This window comes from Komagataeibacter oboediens (genome assembly GCF_003207815.1).
Taxonomy (GTDB): domain Bacteria; phylum Pseudomonadota; class Alphaproteobacteria; order Acetobacterales; family Acetobacteraceae; genus Komagataeibacter; species Komagataeibacter oboediens.
This window is the reverse complement of the sequence record NZ_NKTX01000045.1, coordinates 1-17,669: the sequence shown is the minus strand read 5'-3', so window position 1 is coordinate 17,669 and position 17,669 is coordinate 1. Positions and strand designations below refer to the sequence as shown.

Below are 17,669 nucleotides of genomic sequence, written 5' to 3'. Positions count from 1 at the left end.
TCGCAGGTAGTACCGCGTCCCTATCTCTTAAATCGCTCATGCTTCATAGCTGAACAAGACCAGAAGTATTCAGCAAGGCGTCAGTCGCCGGGAGCTTACGCTTGCCCTGCGTGGCTGGGTACAGGTGGTCTGGGGTCAGATCGTGCGCGAAATCGGATATGCCATCAGCCATGACCGCCTGCAGCGTCGTGGTATCCTGATTGAAAAGCTGGGGCATGGTCTGTTGTACCGTGCCCACCGCATGGGTCCGGCGCCTGGTCCCGATATGGGCAAGGCTGATCCCTATTCCCCGCCGCCACGCGCCTGAGGGCAGTGCGACGCCTGCCATGACCGCGCGGGCAGGCGGACAGGGTGACATATCAGAAAAAATTCATACGACTCTTAACGAGTCGTGGAAAACGCCCACCTTATCCCCGGTTCCCAACGGTTCTATCCACAGGGTTGCCCGGATATTCGTCCCCTGAATCTGTGGATAAGGTAAGGGTGGGAGCAGAAAGACGTTTTTGGTAAAGCTTTTTGCAAACAGCTTCAGGGAATGCCGCCTTCTTGAAAAAAGGCGACACCCAAAAAACTTTTATTCTTCTTGAACAGTCTTTTAACGATGTCCGGCAAGGTGCTGCATGTCATCGCCGACATGCCGCAATGCATCACGCACCGACATATGGCGGCGGTTGCCGGCTTCCGATACCACGGTCACGGTTGCCGTCATGCCCGCGGCCAGTACAAGGTCGGGTGGAATGTTGTCGATTTTTACGCGCACCGGAATGCGCTGCGCCAGCCGGACCCATGTATAGACCGGGTCCACCGCAGGCAGGCCCTGTATGGATGTCGCGGCATTGTTGCTGGCGATACCGCGCGTGATGCTTTCCACATGGCCGAACAGGGGTTCATGAAAGCCCATAAGGTCCAGCCGCACCGGCTCGCCCACCTTGATGGAATGGATTTTCGTTTCCTCGAAATACCCGTCCACCCAGTAGGAATCCGCATCGATGATCTGGATGTTTACCTGTCCCGCATTGGCGTAATCGCCCGCGCGCATGGTCAGGTTCGTGACGTATCCGTTGATCGAACTGCGGACTTCGGTGCGTTCCAGGTTGATTCGCGCCTGTTTCAGGTCTGCAAGGGCGGCTGCGTACTGGGCTTCGGCCTGCTGGGCCACGGCCTCGAACTGCTGCTTTTCCTCACCCGATACGGCAACGCCCGAAATCTTCTGGCGGCGTTCGTACTGCGATGTCTTGAACTCCAGATCCGCGCGGCGTTCATTGACGGCGGCATCGGCAATATCCAGCTTCACCCGGAAATCGAACGGGTCGATGACATACAGCACGTCGCCCTTGTGCACGAACTGGTTGTCATGCACGCGTACTTCATTGATCTGGCCGGAAATGCGCGGTGCGATATTGGCAACCTGCGCACGGACCTGGCCGTTCCGTGTCCAGGGGGAGGCCGTGTAGTAATCCCACAGCACGATGGCCACGATGGCCGCGACCAGCAGGATGACAGCGGTAATGGCCACACGCACAAGGCGGTTTGCATATGCGAACACGTCAGGATTCTTTCACAGGATCAGGGTATACAGGCCAACAAGGCAGATCAGCAGGCCGAACTGCGCCAGCGGCGGGTTCCAGACAAACCGCCACAGATTGAACCATGACAGCACGATGCGCAGCACCAGCAGCGTGCACAGCGCCAGCCCGAGGTTCATGACAAAGGCCGAGATCAGCACGCCTTCCAGATCGACAACCTGCCGCATCAGCCAGCCTTTTCCATTTTGATGATGCCGTAATGCCGCAACCGGGGCGCTGCCGCCTGCCACGCCCGCAGGACGGCGTTCAGTCCGGCCAGCAGGTTGACGGCCGCGGCCTGCGCCTGGGGTGGCAGCTGTGCCTGCGGGGCGGGGATCGCTGCGATGGCGTCGCGCATGCGCTGTTCCACGTCCCACGGCGCGTGGAGCGACAGTTCGCGTTGCGCCAGTTCGGCTGCGGGACGCAGCAGGGCAATCGCCTGTGCCTGCCTGGCATAGGTTCGTGCCCGCGCCAGCGCACCATCCAGTTCGGCAAAGGTCATGAAACTTTCCATCTGTCGTGCGCTGCTGGAATTGCCGGGCAGGCGGTCGGTCCAGAACTGCATCTGGGCCAGCCGGTCATAGGTGCGCGTCAGGCGGGTCGGGCCATCGGCTTCGCCATGGCCGGTCATCTGGCGTTCCAGCGCGCGGACGACGGTGGATGCCATCCAGAACCGCTGCCGCCGCGGTGATGGCGGAAACAGCAGCACAAGAATAATGAACGCCAGCAGGGCCGCCAGCAGGTAGAAGATGTTGCGGTTGAGGAATTCCGTGGGGTTGTAGCTCTGGTGATTGTCCAGACCCAGTATGGCGAAGAAGAATACGCCGTAATTGAACCCGATGGCCGCCGTTGACGGGCGCATAAGCAGAAGGCAGGCCAGGAATGTCTGCGGCAGCAGCGTCAGCGCCAGAAAGGGCATGTCCGCCCCATGCAGCAGCACGAAGAAGTTCAGCAGGGCCGCCGCCAGCACGCTGCATGGCAGGCCGATGATCGCCCCCATGCCAAAACGCGCCGTATCCACATTGGTCGCAGCCAGGGTCAGGGTCAGGGCGGTCTGGGCCAGTGCGACGGTCGCGCCCGGCAGGCCGGTAACCACGCAGACCCCGGCCGCGAACGAAAAACCGACCAGAACCCGCAGCGCCCCGATCAGGGCCAGCGGATAATTGGGCTGGACCGCGATATTGACCGTCCTGCTGTGGATGGCGCTGCCGGTGCCTTCGGTCAGTACTTCCTGCCCGGCATGCATGCGGGTGCGCGCGGTCAGCATGCGGGCGGCGCGTTCAATGGCGAAGGCTTCGTCTGCATTGGGCACATGGTCGGGCAGGGTCGCGCGCACGGTATCCAGTATATGCGTGGTGAAACCGGCCTGATCGGTGCGCAGGTCGGTCTGTCGTGCGACGCGGGCAATGGATTCTTCTACTGCCGGGTCGATATTGCCATGACCGGTATGGCGGCCCAGTCCGCGCGCGCAGTCCAGAATGGTCAGCATGGACACCATGGCCAGACGCGCCCCGTTGGCGCGTGCACCGCCCCGTTCCAGTTCCGTGCGGGCATAGGAGAGTGGCGTGGTCAGTGCCAGTATGCGCGCGCCCAGCCGGATGTCAGTCTGTGCGCCACGGTCGTACATGTGCTGCAGGGCAGCACGCGCGGTTTCGCTAAGCGGACGGATCAGCTGTTTCAGCCCATTGGCCAGCCCCCGCCATGCCTCGGGCGAGCCGGACAGGATATTGATCACCGCCACGGCAAAGACCCCGAGCGTGATGGCCGAAGCGCGGGACACCGCGATGTTGAAGACGTTCTGTGGCGTATCAATGCAGTTTACGGCCACAAGGGCGACCGTATAGCCCGACAGCAGGGCGGCATAGGACCGGAAATCGCGTTCCAGCGACCCCACGAAGGCACAGGCCGCAAGCCAGAGTGCCACACCCCCCAGAAAGGGACCACGCTGCTGGTTCCATATTGCCACCAGCACAATGGACACGCCCATGCCCACCATGGTGCCCAGCAACCGGTAAAATGCCTTGGACAGCGCCTGCCCGCGCAGGGGCTGCGCCAGGATCATGACCGTCACACCCACCAGCAGGGGATTGTCCAGTTGCAGCCAGAACGCCGTGGTCAGGCCGAGTACCAGCGAACACCATGTACGCAGGCTGAACCCCACCCAGCCCGCAGGCAGTCGGTCAGTCCAGGGCTGGAAAATGCGAATGATGCCGTGAATACGCCGCGCACCTGTTGCCTGTAGGTCTGGCATGGCCTCCCTGACCGTTCAGTGGCCTCATGGCGCTTGATACAATGGAAATAGCCGGGAATTCATAACAAAGGATGTACAGGCACAAGGTGCATGGCTGATATTCACGCAGGGGATATCACCCGGTGCCGGACCACTTCGCCCACAATAATCAGCGCGGGGCTGCCCACGCCGGCCTCTGCTGCCTGGTGCGCAAGTCCGCCCAGCGTGCCGGTCAGCACGCGCTGGTCCGCGCGCGTGCCGCGTTCGACAATGGCGGCAGGCCAGTCAGCGGGGAGGCCGTGGTCCATAAGCTGCGTGCACAGGGCGGGCAGGGCGGATACCCCCATATAGATCACCACCGTCTGTCCCGGTCGCGCCATGCTGTCCCATGGCAGGTGCAGCGTGCCATCCGCGCGGGCATGGCCGGTCACGAACATGCAGGCCTGTGCGCAGTCACGGTGGGTCAGGGGTATGCCGGCATAGGCAGCGCAGCCATTGGCCGCCGTGATGCCTGGGACGACCTGAAATGGAATGGCGGAGTCCAGCAGGGCTTCGATTTCCTCGCCCCCGCGCCCGAACACGAACGGGTCGCCCCCCTTCAGCCGCAGCACGCGCTGTCCCGCCTGTGCGCGGCGGACCAGTTCGGCGTTTATGTCTTCCTGCGGCATGGTGTGTTTGTTGCGGCGCTTGCCCACGAATACCAGTTCCGCATCGCGCCGCACCCGGTCCAGCAGGGCAGGGGACAGCAACTGGTCATACAGCACACAGTCGGCATTCTGCATGAGGTGCAGCGCACGCAGTGTCAGCAGGTCCGGGTCACCCGGTCCCGCGCCGACCAGCCATACTTCGCCCCGTGTGCTGGTGGAGGCAATGATGTCGTCCAGTATGGCGCGCGCACGTTCGTTTTCGCCCCACCGGGCCGCCTGCGCACCAGCCCCGTCAAGGAAGGTTTCCCATACCTGCCTGCGTCGCGATATGTCGGGACAGGCCGCCCCCACATGCTCGCGCTGCTGCTGCATGAAAACGGCAAGCTCCCCCGTGCCATCAGGTATGGTGCTTTCCACCTGTTCGCGCAGGCGGCGCGCCAGGACGGGGGCAGCCCCCCCGGTGGAGATGGCGATGCGCACCAGTCCGCGATGGATCTGGGCCGGGGTGATGAAGGTGGACGGCTGCGGATCATCGACGGCGCAGACGGGAATGTTCATTTCCTGTGCCAGGGCCGCGACTGCACGGTTGACCGTACGATCGTCGGTCGCGGCATAGACCAGGCGGCAGCCGGGCATGGCGGCGCGCAGGGTGGCGGTATCAGCCTTGCTGGCCACGTGGATGATCGTGCCGTCTTCCTCCCATCGCTGCATTTCCGGATCAAGGCGGGCGGCAATGACCTCGACCTTCGCGCGGTGGGCCAGCAGCAGGCGGACCTTGTTGGCCGCGATCATGCCGCCGCCAATCACCAGTACCCGGACATCGTCCAGCCGCAGTGCAATGGGAAACCATGCGGGTTCGGAAATATGGGTCATGCAGTCAAACAGCCGGTCATGCCGGCATCCTGTGGCTGGGGAAGGGCAGGTCTGGACGGAAACGCGTCTGGCGGTGGGGTGGTGGCGTCAGTGGGAAGTGACGTTTTTCACCCCTTCGGCATAACCCCAGCGTGTCCATGTCGAACGGTCCTTGACCGATCCCGGCGTGTTGGTGGCGCATGCGGCCAGTGACAGCACGATGGCACAGATACCAAGAACGGGAAGAAAACGGGCCAAAAAAACCTCCTGCACGACGCAATGGCCGACATAGCAGAAAAGCCATGCCTTCACCACGACCATATATGAATTGGCGCGTGCCCTCACGCCCCATCGCGCATGTCATGGAAATGATGATATGCACTCTGCCCGAAACCGGCCGCTGGTATCATGCCGGATACAGACAGGGAGGTAGGGGGAGACAGGATGGAAACGATCAGCACCGTAGCCGGATTGCGCGCACGTGTCAGGCAGTGGAAGCAGGCTGGCGCGCGTGTTGGCGTGGTGCCGACCATGGGGGCACTGCATGACGGGCACCTGTCGCTGGTCCATGCCGCGCGGGCACGGGCGGACCGGGTGATTACGACGGTGTTTGTCAACCCGATCCAGTTTGACAATGCCGATGATCTGGCGACCTATCCCCGCACGCTGGATGATGATGCGCGCCTGCTGGCGGATGCAGGTGTGGACATGCTGTATGCCCCCACCGTGTCGCAGATGTACCCGCCCGGTTTCGCCACCCGCATCAGCGTATCCGGCGTATCGGAAGGGCTGTGCGGTGGCACCCGCCCGGGCCATTTCGATGGCGTGGCGACGGTGGTGTGCAAGCTGCTGTTGCAGACACTGGCGGACTGCGCCTTTTTCGGCGAGAAGGATTTCCAGCAGGTGCAGGTGGTCCGCCGCATGGTGACCGACCTTGACCTGCCGGTTGAGATCATCGCCTGCCCGACGCGGCGGGAAGCGGACGGTCTGGCCCTGTCATCGCGCAACCGGCGTCTTACGCCTTCTCAGCGGGAGATTGCCGTTGCCCTGCCACGTATCCTGCAGGCCTGTGCTGCCGATATTGCGGTGGGTGCGGATGTTCCGGCTGCATTGGCGCGGGCGGTCCGACAACTGGCGGATGTGGGTTTCGATCCGGTGGAATATGTGGAATTGCGGTCGGAACTGGACCTGCAGCCGCTGGCCGTCCTGACCGACGGTATGCCTGCCCGGCTGCTGGCGGCGGCATGGCTGGGTGATGTGCGGCTGATTGACGGGATGGCCGTGCCATTGCCGGAATAAAAGAAGTTTTTGGTGAAGATTTTTTCAAAAAGCTTCGAAGAACGCCGCCTTTTTGAAAAAGGGCGGCACCCAGAAACTTTTATTTTCCAGGCTATCTTCAGGCATCCAGCTTGCGCGCTTCGTCGGGCAGCATGATGGGAATGCCGTCACGCACCGGGAAAGCCAGCCCCGCGCGCTTGCTGATCAGTTCACCGGCCTCACGGTCATAGACCAGCGGCCCCTTGGTCACCGGGCAGACAAGGATGGACAGCAGCCGGGGGTCCAGCGGTGGGGCAGGCGGCTTTTCGGTCATGGCGGCAGATCCCATGCAGGTTGCAGTTATTCAGGCGACATTGGTCAGGATGGGGATGCACCCTCATCGGGTTCATGTCCAGCCCCGTCCAGCAGATTGCGCAGGATCTGGGCGCGGGCGGCGGGCGTGGGCGCTTCCAGCATCATCTGGCGCGGCGCCGTGCCAAACGGGCAGATCATGGGCAGCGTGACCAGCAGGGCGGCGTCATCCATCTGGCGCAGCGCGTCCCATTGCGTGCTGACGCCCTGGGCCTCGCAGAAATCATGCAGGGCGTTGAGCAGGCCTTCACGGTCGAAGGGAATGTCATCCCCGCCATCCGTCAGGTCGGAAACGAAGGATGATGCGTCGATCCGTGCAACGCGGTAGCCACGGCGCATTTCCGTCTCACGCAGCAGGCGGAAGCGGGCAATGCCCGTCAGCGTGATGGCATAGGTGCCGTCCGTGCGTTCGGTCATGGCGGTGATGCGACCGATGCATCCTATATTATAGAGGGGTGGGGTGGTGCTGTAGCCGTCATCCATGTCGGCATCGGCCGCATCATCCAGCGGGCTGCCGTCCATGCCGTCCAGCGGGCGGGGCTGGATCATGCCGATCAGGCGGTTGCCGGCCAGCGCATCCTCCACCAGTGCGATATAGCGTGGTTCGAACACATTGAGCGGCAGCCGCCCCTGTGGCAGCAGCAGGGCTTCGTCAAGCGGGAACAGCCCCAGTTCCGCCGGGAAGTCCGCCAGCGTCATTTCCCCGATCTGCGGGATGCGGCGGGGGATGTCATCATGGATGATGATGGTCCCCCGTGGGTCATGCCGCGTCACGAAAACAGCAGCGACGACATGCGCCGCCGGGCGGCGACCGTGTCGGGATCGGTCTGGCCCCAGGCTTCGAACAGGCGGATCAGCTGCTTGCGCGCGCCGTCGTCATTCCATTGACGGTCTTCCTTCATGATGGTTAGCAGTTCGTCGGCGGCTTCCGCGCGCCTGCCTGCGGCATTCAGGGCTGCAGCCAGTTCGAAGCGGGCGGCGTAGTCTTTCGGGTTGGCGGTGATGCGGGCGCGGATTTCCTCGGCTTCCTCAGCAGCCTTCCGGCCTTCGCGCTTGAGTTCCAGCGCCGCCTTCGCCCCCGTGATCTCGGCATGGTTGGCAATGGATTCAGGTGCGTCGTTCAGGGCGGTTTCGGCACCTTCCTCATCCCCCATTTCAATCAGGGCGCGGGCAAGCCCGCCCCATGCGGCGGGGTTTTCGGGTTCGATTTCCAGCACCTGCGAAAACAGGCTCGCTGCCGCTTCGGCGCGGCCTTCCTCCATTTCCTTGCGGGCGGCGTCCACCAGGTCGGCGGCGGGCAGGGCGCCCCCAGCTGACTTCAGCACGTTTTCCACGAACCGGCGGACTTCGCTTTCAGACTTGGCACCCTGGAACAGGTCGAGGATCTGCCCCTGCCAGAAGGCAGCGACCAGCGGGATGGATTGCAGCGGCAGGCCGACCTGGGTCAACTGCTGCGCCAGCGCGCGGTTGGCGTCGACATCCACCTTGACCAGCCGGACCCGGCCGCCTGCGGCGCGGACCACCTTTTCCAGAACCGGGGTCAGCTGCATGCACGGCTTGCACCATGTCGCCCAGAAATCGACCAGGACCGGCATGTCGCGACTGGCATCCACCACATCGTGCATGAAGGTGTTCTGCGTGCCCTCCATCACAGGGTCGGGCCTGCCGCCCGCAATTGGCGGGCTACCCGCCGGGGCGGAACCGGCAGGGCGGGGTGTCTGGCCGATAATGTAGTCCATGATGGTCGTGTTCCTGTTGGTCTGGCGGCCAGCATGGGGACGGGGACAGTGCGTGCCCCTATGCCCATGCCGATCGGTTCACATGTTATGGTGATAGATTGGCATTCCCGGCCATCCCCGCAACCGCATTCTTCGGTGATGAAAAAAAACTTCGACAAAAGCATTTTAACCCCTTGCACGCCCACCGGGTTTGCCGTAAACACCGCTTCACCGACACGGAGCGCGGGCGTAGCTCAGGGGTAGAGCACAACCTTGCCAAGGTTGGGGTCGTGGGTTCGAATCCCATCGCCCGCTCCAGATTAAAGCAGTCGGTTTGCAAACGACCCTTCGGGGTCGTTTTTGTTTTCTGGCAGATTGTCAGGAAACTGTTCCCGGTCTGGGTTGCCGAAATCAGAAAATCAGGAATCATTGCAGGATTTCAGCCTGCCGGTCCGGTTCATGTGGAACGTTTCCTGCGCTGGTGCGCTTTGATCCCGCATTACATATTCATGCCGTTTTTCCATGTGAATATGACGGCCAGATAGCGGGTGCTGGTGCGCCCATGGAGAGGGTGGCAGGCGTGATCGTATCGAAACGGTTTCCTGTCTTTTGCATGCGGGTTGCCGGGGCTATGTATTGATGGCTGACAGGGTATGTAGGCAGGCAGAAAACAGGCGTTTAATGCGTGCTTTTCCGGGGCTTCCAGCTTTGTGGGACAATCAGGTTCTTACTGTATGGTCAGTCAAAGTGTGATCTGATAAAAGGCCCCTACGTTGCTCTTCATCTTTCCTGCCGAATGAATGTATGTAGGCGCGTCTGTCTGGCCTGAATTATATTCTCGATCATCACTTTTAGCTGCGGTGCCACATTGACCATTTCCTGTCTCCCGAAAAATTTGGGTTCAGTCCTACGGCATATTCGGAAGGGTCGGCATGTTGCTGTGGCTGGTGGAATGGTTCTGTTGCTTGCCGGGTGCAACACCCTTCCCGATAGTGGTCCTACGGAATACAAGATCAACCACGCCCAGAGTGATCCCAAGAGGAACAGCGTAGGCTACAACATTGTGAAGGTCAGCCCGGAACTGATCGGCCTGCTGGAAAGTCAGGAACCGCCTCTGTTCAGCAGCCTTGATGCGGATAATGCCCCGACGAGCGTGCCCAGGAATGATACGATCGGGCCAGGCGATGTCCTGCAGGTTTCGATATACGAAGTGGGTAGCGCCCTATTCAGCCCCAATAACGGGGGTATGTCCGCAGGGGGCAACATGTCCATGGCATCCAACCTGCCGCCACTGAGTGTGGATGGAAGCGGGAATGTTGAAATTCCTTTTGGTGGTCAGATGCATGTGACCGGCATGACCACCAACCAGTTGGCGGATGCCATTACGGCGCGATTGAAGCAGAAATCGCAGTCACCGCAGGTTCTGGTGCGTATCCTGTCCGATATTACCAATTCTGTCATTGTATATGGTGGGGTGCGGCGGCCCAGTCGTATTCCTCTGACACCAAACCGTGAGCACATCCTGGATGTCATTGCGCTGGCGGGGGGGGAAGACCGGACGGTCCAGTCGGATGAGGATTATATCGTTCGCCTGACCCGTAAGGACAAGATTGCGGAACTGCCGCTCAAGACCATAGAAAATGATCCGGCGCAGAATATCGTGATGCAGCCCGGCGACCGGGTACAGGTCGTGTATGAACCGCGTACCTTCTCCGTATTCGGGGCAACCGAACGAGTCACCCAGACGCAGTTCACGACCCCGACGCTGACCCTGGCCGAGGCCATTTCGCGCAGTGGTGGTCCGCTTGATTCCCGTGCCGATCCGAATGCTGTCTACCTGTTCCGCTTCGAGAATGCTGATGTCCTGAAACGCCTGGGCCTGTCGGTTGATAATGGGGCGACAACCGGACCTGTAATTTATCAGTTGGATATGATGAACCCGAGCAATTACTTTCTGGCGGAGCGTTTTATGATGCGCGATCAGGATATTATTTATGTCGCGAATGCCACCAGCAACAAGTTCTATAAGTTCTTCGGGCTGATCAGTACACTTATCGCACCGGGGATCACTGCGGCATGGATGGCAAAATAATGAAAGAATTTATGCGACAGAAATGCTGCGGATGCGTGTCCGGGCCGGCTTTCGGGTCTGTTGTGGGTTTCATTGGTGAATATGGTTCGGTGCATGTCACGGTTGGTACTCCAGGACGGAATTGCATATCATGAATGTTGATGTGTACCAGGAAGACAGAAATCAGTATCAGGGAAACGATCCCTCTTTCCTGACGCGGGTGGGGAACTGGTTCCGTAATCTAATACAGAACCATCTGCCCTTCATGATCTTTGTTGTACTGCCGACCGGTCTGGTGTTTCTTTACCTGACCCTGATCGCAACGCCCCAATATATATCAGAAGCGCATTTTGTCGTGCGCGGGCGGTCCGGTCAGTCTGGCATTTCGCTGAGTAACATCCTGCAGTCAAGCGGGGGGAGTGGCGCAACTTCCGAAAATACATACGTGGTGCAGGATTACATGCAGTCACGTGATGCGGCTGAACTGCTGGTCAAGCAGAACAGCCTGCTTGACGTCTATCGGCGGCCGGAAGCGGATTTTGTCGCGCGTTATCCGATGTTCGGGCTTCCGCAGGATTTTGAGCATTTTTACAAATATTATAAAAGACATGTGCTGGTAGAACAGGATTCGGAAACGAATATTTCCATCCTGACGGTCCGTACTTTCAGGGCTGACGATTCTCAGAAAATTGCCCGTGCTCTGCTGGATGCCGGTGAAAACCTGGTCAATGATATCAACCGCAGGCAGAGGGATAACCTGATTCACGCGACCTTGCTGGAAGTTCAGGCTTCTGAAGCCAAACTGCGGGACATTAACCAGAAGCTGGCTGAATACCGGAATGTGATCGCCCTGATTGATCCGATGAGGCAGTCCGTGCCGATGATCAGCTTTGTGACCACACTGCAGAATATGCTGACGACTACCAACATGCAGTTGGGCCAGTTACGGAAATCGGCCCCGAATAGCCCGCTGATCGCGGCGTATCAGCGTCAGGCGGATATCCTGACCGAACAGATTAAAAAGTCCGGTGGAGAGATTACCGGATCCAATGATTCCCTTGTCCCGAAGATTACCGGGTACGAGGATCTTATGGTGCAGCGTGAGATCCAGCAGCGGATACTGGTCAGCAACGTGACGTCCTTGGAAGCAGCCAAGCAGCAGGCCAACCAGCAGATGGTCTATGTTGATGAAGTTGCGCAGCCCAACGCGGCGGACTGGCCGGAATATCCACGTAACATTCTGGTTCTTATTATTACATTCTTCTCCACATTGGGTCTGTACATAATGGGCAGGCTGCTGGTTGCGGGGGCGCAGGAACGTAATATCCGATAATTGAAGGTGTGTTTCCGAAGGATGTCACGGATCATATGGTCCTGAGTAATCTGGGGGTTGCCATGTACGACAGAACAAAGAGTCCATAATGTTACGCTGCATTGATATTGTTAAAGATTATCATGTTGATAACGGGCATCGTCGTATCCTTGACGGTATTAACCTTCAGGTTGAAAAGGGCGAAAAGCTTGGCATCCTGGGGCGTAATGGCGCTGGCAAATCGACACTTATCAAGATTATTGGTGGTGTTGAACTGCCAACGTCTGGTCGTATAGAGCATACGATGTCGATTTCATGGCCGCTTGCCTTTGGTGGCGCCTTCCAGGGAAGTCTGAGCGGGCTGGATAATCTGAGGTTTATCTGCAGGATCTATAATCTCGATTACACCAGAACGCGTAAATATGTTGACGATTTTGCTGAACTGGGCAAGCAGCTTATGGATCCGGTGAAAACATATTCATCTGGTATGCGTGCGCGTCTTGCCTTTGCCCTGTCTGTGGTTATCGAATTTGACTGTTACCTGATCGATGAAGTGATCATGGTGGGCGATGCCCGTTTTTATGAACGTTGCCGGGAAGAACTGTTTGTAAAGCGTGCCGACCGCGCACTGATAATTGTTTCCCATGATATGCATTTCGTAAAAGAAATATGCGACAGAAGCGTCGTTATACATGATCGGAAAATGGTTGAATGTTCATCCGTGCAGGAGGGAATCGATCTCTATCATTCATTGTAGGGATATGAATGATCATTACGGCGCCTGTGTGGAATATTTGATGAATACGGATTTTTGTCTTGTGTCAGCAAGACGACGCATCGGAATGGTGGGAGATTTCATAGGGACGAACGGGTTTGTTTTCTTATCCCTGATATTTTAAAATGACGCGGAATGATGGAAAAAGCAGCCAGGCAGGTCGGTAGAATGGAAAACCGGTATTCCACGTATATATATGTTCGGGCATAACTGCCATTGGCTGGGGTGCAGTCCGCTCAGGGCATTGAAAAACAACGAGGAAGATCACGTCACGGCAGAATGAAGCCCTGATTTGTTCATAAAGCATATCATTGCCATATGCTTGCCCCTATGTTCCCGTATATATCTACCCTCTTGTACGCTCACATGAAGATAGGCGATCTACACCGGTGCTTTCGGCTGCTTCCCAAGGAATTGGTATGCATGTCAAGCTCGAACAGACTGATATGTAATGCTGAATATCTTACAGAACAACGCTGTGTCATCTTCCCGCCGCTTCCTGCTGCTTCAGGGGTTGATGGGACCTTTTTTCCATGAGATCGGGAAAGCGTTCCGCAAGGCAGGATACGAAGTTTACAAGATAAATTTCAATGGCGGAGATCAATTGTTCTGGCGCCTGCCGCATGGAATCAATTTCACGGGCAGTATGGATGAATGGCCCGGTTTCCTGACCGATGTCATTACGAAGCATGGCATTACCGATGTCATGCTGTTTGGGGACTGCCGCCCCCTGCACCGCAAGGCTGCGTCCGTGTGCATCGAACGTGGCCTGCGTGTCTATGTGTTTGAAGAAGGCTACATTCGTCCGGACTGGGTTACGCTGGAACTTGATGGGGTGAATGGCCATTCATCCCTGCCGCGGGATCCGGCGTGGTATCGTGAACAGGCCGCCCATCTTCCGCCCCTGCCGCCACATGTCCAGGTTCCATCCTCCTTCCGTCGGCGGGCGCTGGAAGCTGTGGCCTATAATGCGGCTGATCTGCTGACGCGCTGGTATTTCAAGAACTGGCATGACTACCGTCCATGGCATCCATGGACGGAAGGGGTTGGCTGGCTCAAGCGCCTGTGGCGCCGTGATGCAGCGCGCGAGCGTACGGAAAAAATCATGGCGGAAGTGGCTGACCACAACCTGCCTTATATGCTGTTCCCGCTGCAGCTTGATGCAGATGCGCAGATCCGGCTGCATTCCGATTTTGATGGCATAGCCGGAGCGATCCGGTTCGTGCTGGAATCTTTTGCAAAACATGCTCCCAAGGATCTCTACCTGCTGGTCAAGGAACATCCCCTTGATAACGGAGTTAAGGACTGGAGCGCCCTGACGCGGAAGATTGCGCGCAAGCTGGGCGTTGCCGATCGTGTCCGTTATCTGGAAAGTGGCGATATCGCCCAGATGGTCCGTGCGGCGAAGGGCGTGGTGACCATCAACAGTACCACAGGTACGCTTGCCCTGATCTGCAATGTCCCTGTCATTACGCTGGGACAGGCGATTTACGATCTGCCGGATATTACGGATCAGGGAACGCTTGATCATTTCTGGGGCGCGCCCACGCCGCCGGATCCCGTGACATTCGAGGATTTCCGACGTGTTCTGATCGACCGCTGTCTGATTGAAGGGGGCTTCTTTTCCCCTGAAGGGCTGAAGCTGCTGGTGCAGGGTACGCTCAGACGGATCAATCGTACGACGCCTTCCGAGGACGGTAAGGTGTTTACCATATCGCACCTCCAGACAAGTTCTTCTTCCCGGCAGTAACTGATGATGATAACGGACGCGCCACATATTTTTATGGATATATCCCGGTTGCTTTCCCGGGCGCGAAATCCGATCCCGACCGGCATCGACCGTGTCGAATATGAATATGTTTCTTACCTGCTGAAGAATGAGGCGCATCGCCCGACATTTGTCGCGTTCCATCCAGTTGGTTGCATAGGAACGTTGTCAACCCGGGCCGTATGTCACTTCGTGGATGCGATGGGCCAAGTATGGGATGGTGACAGGCCATTGCGGGATCGTCTACCCCGTATGGCGCAGCGCCTGACTCAGTCCGTACTCCTGTCATGCTGGACGATGTCCCGGCATCAGGGTGACAGCATCTATCTTCTTGTGTCTCATCATCATCTGACGCGCCCCGGACCGATCGAGAAATTCCTGTCCCATCATGGCAGCCTGTTCGTACCGATGGTGCATGACCTCATTCCGCTGGAATTTCCCGAATATGCCCGGCCGGGTGAACCGCAGCGTCATGCACGGCGCATGGCGACGGTTGCCCGTCTGGCTGCCAGCGTGATCGTGCCGGCCAGGGCGGTCGCGCATTCTCTGGCGCCCTATATGAAGAACCGCCCGGCCGAAAATCATGTGCATGTCGTGCCCCATGGACTGCATCTGCAGCTTTCCAGCCTGTCCGATGCACCTGTATCGCGCCTGCCGGATGATGGCAGGCCCTATTTTGTGTATCTGGGAACCATTGAGCCACGGAAGAACCATCTGTTATTACTGAATTTGTGGCGTGCCATGGTGGAAGAAAAGGGCGGGGCGGCACCTCGCCTGATTCTGGTTGGAAGGCGTGGCTGGGAAAATGAAAACATTCTCGACATGCTGGAACGCTGCCCGGCCCTGCAGGGAAACGTACTGGAATATAATGACCTGTCGGACCCTGAAGTGGTCAGCCTGTTACAGGGATCCCAGGGACTGTTATTTCCCTCCTTTTCCGAAGGGTTCGGGCTTCCCCTTGTTGAGGCCATGGTGCTGGGAACCCCCGTGGTCTGCAGTGATATTCCGGTATTTCATGAAGTTGCGGGAGAGTATGCGATATATCTTGACCCGACCGACGGCCCTGCATGGCGCAGGGTGATTGATGCCCTGTTGGAGAAGATGCCGCAAGACAGGACAGCCGTGGAAGCTGCGGGTATGAACCTGTTCAACTGGCCCCGTCAGGTTGCGGCAGGTATCGCTGTCGCTGATGAAACAGCAGCCTTTTTCCGGTCGAACGGACCTCGCGCGTCCTGATCCGTGGCGCTGCATAGCTATATGCGGCATGGACCCTTCATTATCCTGCGATAGGTAGCCACATCCTTCATGACAGTACGTGCACATGCTGAAAATGATGACCGCCAGCCTCTTTCAGACCTGACGATATGGCTGGATAGCAGGAATATAGGCAGGTCAGGTGGAACGGGAGTGGCCACCTATGTACAGGGAGTGCAGACCTGCCTGACCCATATGGGGTTTCATGTCCAGTATCTTTGGGATCATGATCCTGATAATGGCAGCACGCAGCCCAACAGCAGCTGGCAGCGGATTGTCAGGTTTTTGAAAGCCTGTCTGCCCGCCCGGTTGATCAGCCGTCGGCAGGGGGACACCACTGGCGGATCATACCCGTATATTTCAGATATTTACCGCGTCGCCCATATTCATTTCCAGATATGGAAGCGCCTGTTGTGGTTACATGGCCAGCAACCGCCAGATATTATGTTCTGGACGTATCCGTTACCGATTCTTGTAAAAAATACGATCAATATTGTGACGGTTCATGATTTGATTCCCATAACCCATCCGCATCTGACGGGAATCAACCCCCGGCGTTTGCAGCGCCTGCTGAGCCAACTGGTTACGCAGGCGGATATCTTGGTGACGGTGTCGGAAACGGTCAGGCAGCAGATCATTGAGATATTTGGTATTTCTGCCAGCAGGGTCGTCAATCTTTATCAGCTTGCGGGGGTCACGGCCACTGAACGTCGGCAATTGACAACTGCTCCGGTTGTGGCGCCTGCGGGCTGTTTCATCTGTGTTGGTCGGGTGGAAAGGCGCAAGAACATTGAACGATTGGTGGAGGCGCATGCACGAAGCGGCACGGAACGGCCGCTTGTGCTGTTGGGACCGGATGGCGATGATATGCCTGATCTCAGTCCCCGTGCGCCCCATCAGCAGGTTATCCGTGTGCCGTGGTGCAGTCGGGAATCCTTGCTGCGCAGTCTGGTGAATGCCCATGCCCTTGTTTTTCCGTCGCTGGCGGAAGGATTTGGTCTGCCTATTGTCGAGGCCATGGCCCTGGGTGTGCCCGTCATGACATCCCGTGGGGGCGCGACCGAGGAAATTGCAGGTGGTTCGGCGCTGCTGGTAGATCCCTATGACGTACAGGATATTGCCGATGTCATCGGTCGTCTGGATCGTATGCAGCCTGGTACGCCACAATGGGAGGCCCTGCGGCAGGGCGGGATGAAGCGGGCGGAAGTTTTTACGGAAGCCGCGCAGATCGGGCGTTTGCGTGCCTTCCATACGCATTTGCGTGAACTCTTTCCCAACCGTTTGTAACCGCCGCCATGAGATCTCGAAATATGATGTGATGGGCGCGGATCATCGCTTTTTCCAGGAGAAAAGTGATACCGGAAAACGGGCGTCAGGGCTGATTGTGATATGTGAGTGACAGTTCACACCTGCCGCGTCAGTTTCTATTATTTGGCAGAAGAGATTATAAAATAGACATATTCTTCACATACCTATCTCTCGAAGGATATGATATATATTAAATAAGAATATTTTCATATAATTCATAATATTTTAATAAGATGTATTGAGTCCACAGCACCTGGGCTATGGATATGATTGCTTTCTGTGTCCGCAGTGTTGCAGGATGATATCGAAGCATAAGTTAACTAATTGATATATAATATATAATTTATGCCCTCCTGGAGGGCGCAGTCGATCGTTCATGGAATGCAACTTCCTCGGAAGAGGACTGTTACTTTGGCATGGGATCGTTTTCATGCGCATTTAAGAGCCTGATCCGAAAGTTTTTGAACAATACCAGCATGTTGTGATTCATCCGTCTTTGCGAAGAGATGGAGTGAATGGTGGCATGGACTGGTATTGCCC

17 protein-coding genes and 1 tRNA gene are annotated in these 17,669 nt (G+C 57.8%); 10 read left to right on the top strand and 8 right to left on the bottom strand.

Features of this window, described 5'->3' with window-relative positions; translation table 11 throughout:
- Positions 1–124 precede the first annotated feature (124 nt).
- Positions 125–307, top strand: coding sequence for a hypothetical protein (locus CFR80_RS13350; protein ID WP_258367807.1), 183 nt, complete (start codon positions 125–127; stop codon positions 305–307).
- 288 nt (positions 308–595) lie between these two features.
- Here the strand turns inward: CFR80_RS13350 and CFR80_RS13345 are convergent, their stop codons facing one another.
- From CFR80_RS13345 to CFR80_RS19430, 5 genes are all read right to left on the bottom strand, one after another.
- Positions 596–1,546: an efflux RND transporter periplasmic adaptor subunit gene (locus tag CFR80_RS13345; RefSeq protein WP_010516363.1), complete on the bottom strand. Its 951-nt coding sequence runs from the start codon at positions 1,544–1,546 to the stop codon at positions 596–598.
- Between the two features lie 12 nt (positions 1,547–1,558).
- A complete protein-coding gene (locus tag CFR80_RS13340) occupies positions 1,559–1,753 on the bottom strand; it encodes a DUF1656 domain-containing protein (protein ID WP_010508642.1) in 195 nt (64 codons plus the stop codon).
- Positions 1,753–3,816, bottom strand: coding sequence for an FUSC family protein (locus CFR80_RS13335; protein WP_010516364.1), 2,064 nt, complete (start codon positions 3,814–3,816; stop codon positions 1,753–1,755). Before CFR80_RS13335 ends, CFR80_RS13340 begins: the two co-directional genes overlap by 1 nt.
- A gap of 101 nt (positions 3,817–3,917) precedes the next feature.
- Complete coding sequence (gene cysG / locus CFR80_RS13330; protein ID WP_010516365.1) at positions 3,918–5,315, bottom strand: siroheme synthase CysG; 1,398 nt, start codon at positions 5,313–5,315, stop codon at positions 3,918–3,920.
- A gap of 87 nt (positions 5,316–5,402) precedes the next feature.
- Positions 5,403–5,552: a hypothetical protein gene (locus CFR80_RS19430; protein ID WP_167513882.1), complete on the bottom strand. Its 150-nt coding sequence runs from the start codon at positions 5,550–5,552 to the stop codon at positions 5,403–5,405.
- 186 nt (positions 5,553–5,738) lie between these two features.
- Between CFR80_RS19430 and panC the strand changes: the two genes are divergently transcribed.
- A complete protein-coding gene (gene panC, locus CFR80_RS13320) occupies positions 5,739–6,593 on the top strand; it encodes a pantoate--beta-alanine ligase (protein ID WP_010516367.1) in 855 nt (284 codons plus the stop codon).
- Between the two features lie 97 nt (positions 6,594–6,690).
- Here panC and CFR80_RS13315 read toward each other — a convergent pair whose 3' ends face one another.
- From CFR80_RS13315 to CFR80_RS13305, 3 genes are read right to left on the bottom strand one after another with little or no spacing between them, the layout of a single operon-like run.
- Positions 6,691–6,885 carry a Trm112 family protein gene (locus CFR80_RS13315; RefSeq protein ID WP_010516368.1) on the bottom strand — a complete coding sequence of 65 codons (195 nt, stop codon included), beginning with the start codon at positions 6,883–6,885 and terminating at the stop codon, positions 6,691–6,693.
- A 44-nt stretch (positions 6,886–6,929) separates the two neighbouring features.
- Positions 6,930–7,697 carry an LON peptidase substrate-binding domain-containing protein gene (locus CFR80_RS13310; protein WP_010516369.1) on the bottom strand — a complete coding sequence of 256 codons (768 nt, stop codon included), beginning with the start codon at positions 7,695–7,697 and terminating at the stop codon, positions 6,930–6,932.
- Entirely contained in the window at positions 7,694–8,662 is a 969-nt protein-coding gene (locus tag CFR80_RS13305) for a tetratricopeptide repeat protein (RefSeq protein WP_010516371.1), read from the bottom strand. The genes CFR80_RS13310 and CFR80_RS13305 overlap by 4 nt, the downstream gene beginning before the upstream one ends.
- Positions 8,663–8,884: 222 nt before the next feature.
- On the opposite strand from CFR80_RS13305, the gene CFR80_RS13300 reads away from it, so the two are divergent.
- From CFR80_RS13300 to CFR80_RS13270, 8 genes are all read left to right on the top strand, one after another.
- A tRNA-Gly gene (locus tag CFR80_RS13300) sits at positions 8,885–8,959 on the top strand.
- Positions 8,932–9,186, top strand: a complete 255-nt coding sequence (locus tag CFR80_RS18945) for a hypothetical protein (RefSeq protein ID WP_146221653.1) — start codon at positions 8,932–8,934, stop codon at positions 9,184–9,186. The genes CFR80_RS13300 and CFR80_RS18945 overlap by 28 nt, the downstream gene beginning before the upstream one ends.
- Before the next feature lie 407 nt (positions 9,187–9,593).
- Positions 9,594–10,733, top strand: a complete 1,140-nt coding sequence (locus CFR80_RS13295; protein WP_181418228.1) for a polysaccharide biosynthesis/export family protein — start codon at positions 9,594–9,596, stop codon at positions 10,731–10,733.
- A gap of 130 nt (positions 10,734–10,863) precedes the next feature.
- On the top strand, positions 10,864–12,045 hold the full coding sequence (locus CFR80_RS13290; protein WP_010515580.1) for a capsule polysaccharide transporter: 1,182 nt from the start codon (positions 10,864–10,866) through the stop codon (positions 12,043–12,045).
- A gap of 88 nt (positions 12,046–12,133) precedes the next feature.
- Positions 12,134–12,781: an ABC transporter ATP-binding protein gene (locus CFR80_RS13285; protein WP_010515579.1), complete on the top strand. Its 648-nt coding sequence runs from the start codon at positions 12,134–12,136 to the stop codon at positions 12,779–12,781.
- Between the two features lie 469 nt (positions 12,782–13,250).
- Positions 13,251–14,549, top strand: a complete 1,299-nt coding sequence (locus CFR80_RS13280; protein ID WP_110507519.1) for a capsule biosynthesis protein — start codon at positions 13,251–13,253, stop codon at positions 14,547–14,549.
- A 270-nt stretch (positions 14,550–14,819) separates the two neighbouring features.
- Entirely contained in the window at positions 14,820–15,803 is a 984-nt protein-coding gene (locus tag CFR80_RS13275; protein ID WP_258367806.1) for a glycosyltransferase family 4 protein, read from the top strand.
- Positions 15,804–15,872: 69 nt separating this feature from the next.
- Positions 15,873–17,108: a glycosyltransferase family 4 protein gene (locus tag CFR80_RS13270; protein WP_042658956.1), complete on the top strand. Its 1,236-nt coding sequence runs from the start codon at positions 15,873–15,875 to the stop codon at positions 17,106–17,108.
- The last annotated feature ends 561 nt before the right edge of the window (positions 17,109–17,669 follow it).

Bases quoted from the DNA above. Each gene is read 5' to 3' on its own strand.
- CFR80_RS13340 (WP_010508642.1), bottom strand. From the start codon at position 1,753: ATGCGGCAGGTTGTCGATCTGGAAGGCGTGCTGATCTCGGCCTTTGTC.
- CFR80_RS13335 (WP_010516364.1), bottom strand. From the start codon at position 3,816: ATGCCAGACCTACAGGCAACAGGTGCGCGGCGTATTCACGGCATCATT.
- cysG (WP_010516365.1), bottom strand. From the start codon at position 5,315: ATGACCCATATTTCCGAACCCGCATGGTTTCCCATTGCACTGCGGCTG.
- panC (WP_010516367.1), top strand. From the start codon at position 5,739: ATGGAAACGATCAGCACCGTAGCCGGATTGCGCGCACGTGTCAGGCAG.
- CFR80_RS13315 (WP_010516368.1), bottom strand. From the start codon at position 6,885: ATGACCGAAAAGCCGCCTGCCCCACCGCTGGACCCCCGGCTGCTGTCC.
- CFR80_RS13305 (WP_010516371.1), bottom strand. From the start codon at position 8,662: ATGGACTACATTATCGGCCAGACACCCCGCCCTGCCGGTTCCGCCCCG.
- CFR80_RS13295 (WP_181418228.1), top strand. From the start codon at position 9,594: ATGGTTCTGTTGCTTGCCGGGTGCAACACCCTTCCCGATAGTGGTCCT.
- CFR80_RS13290 (WP_010515580.1), top strand. From the start codon at position 10,864: ATGAATGTTGATGTGTACCAGGAAGACAGAAATCAGTATCAGGGAAAC.
- CFR80_RS13285 (WP_010515579.1), top strand. From the start codon at position 12,134: ATGTTACGCTGCATTGATATTGTTAAAGATTATCATGTTGATAACGGG.
- CFR80_RS13280 (WP_110507519.1), top strand. From the start codon at position 13,251: ATGCTGAATATCTTACAGAACAACGCTGTGTCATCTTCCCGCCGCTTC.
- CFR80_RS13275 (WP_258367806.1), top strand. From the start codon at position 14,820: ATGGCGCAGCGCCTGACTCAGTCCGTACTCCTGTCATGCTGGACGATG.
- CFR80_RS13270 (WP_042658956.1), top strand. From the start codon at position 15,873: ATGACAGTACGTGCACATGCTGAAAATGATGACCGCCAGCCTCTTTCA.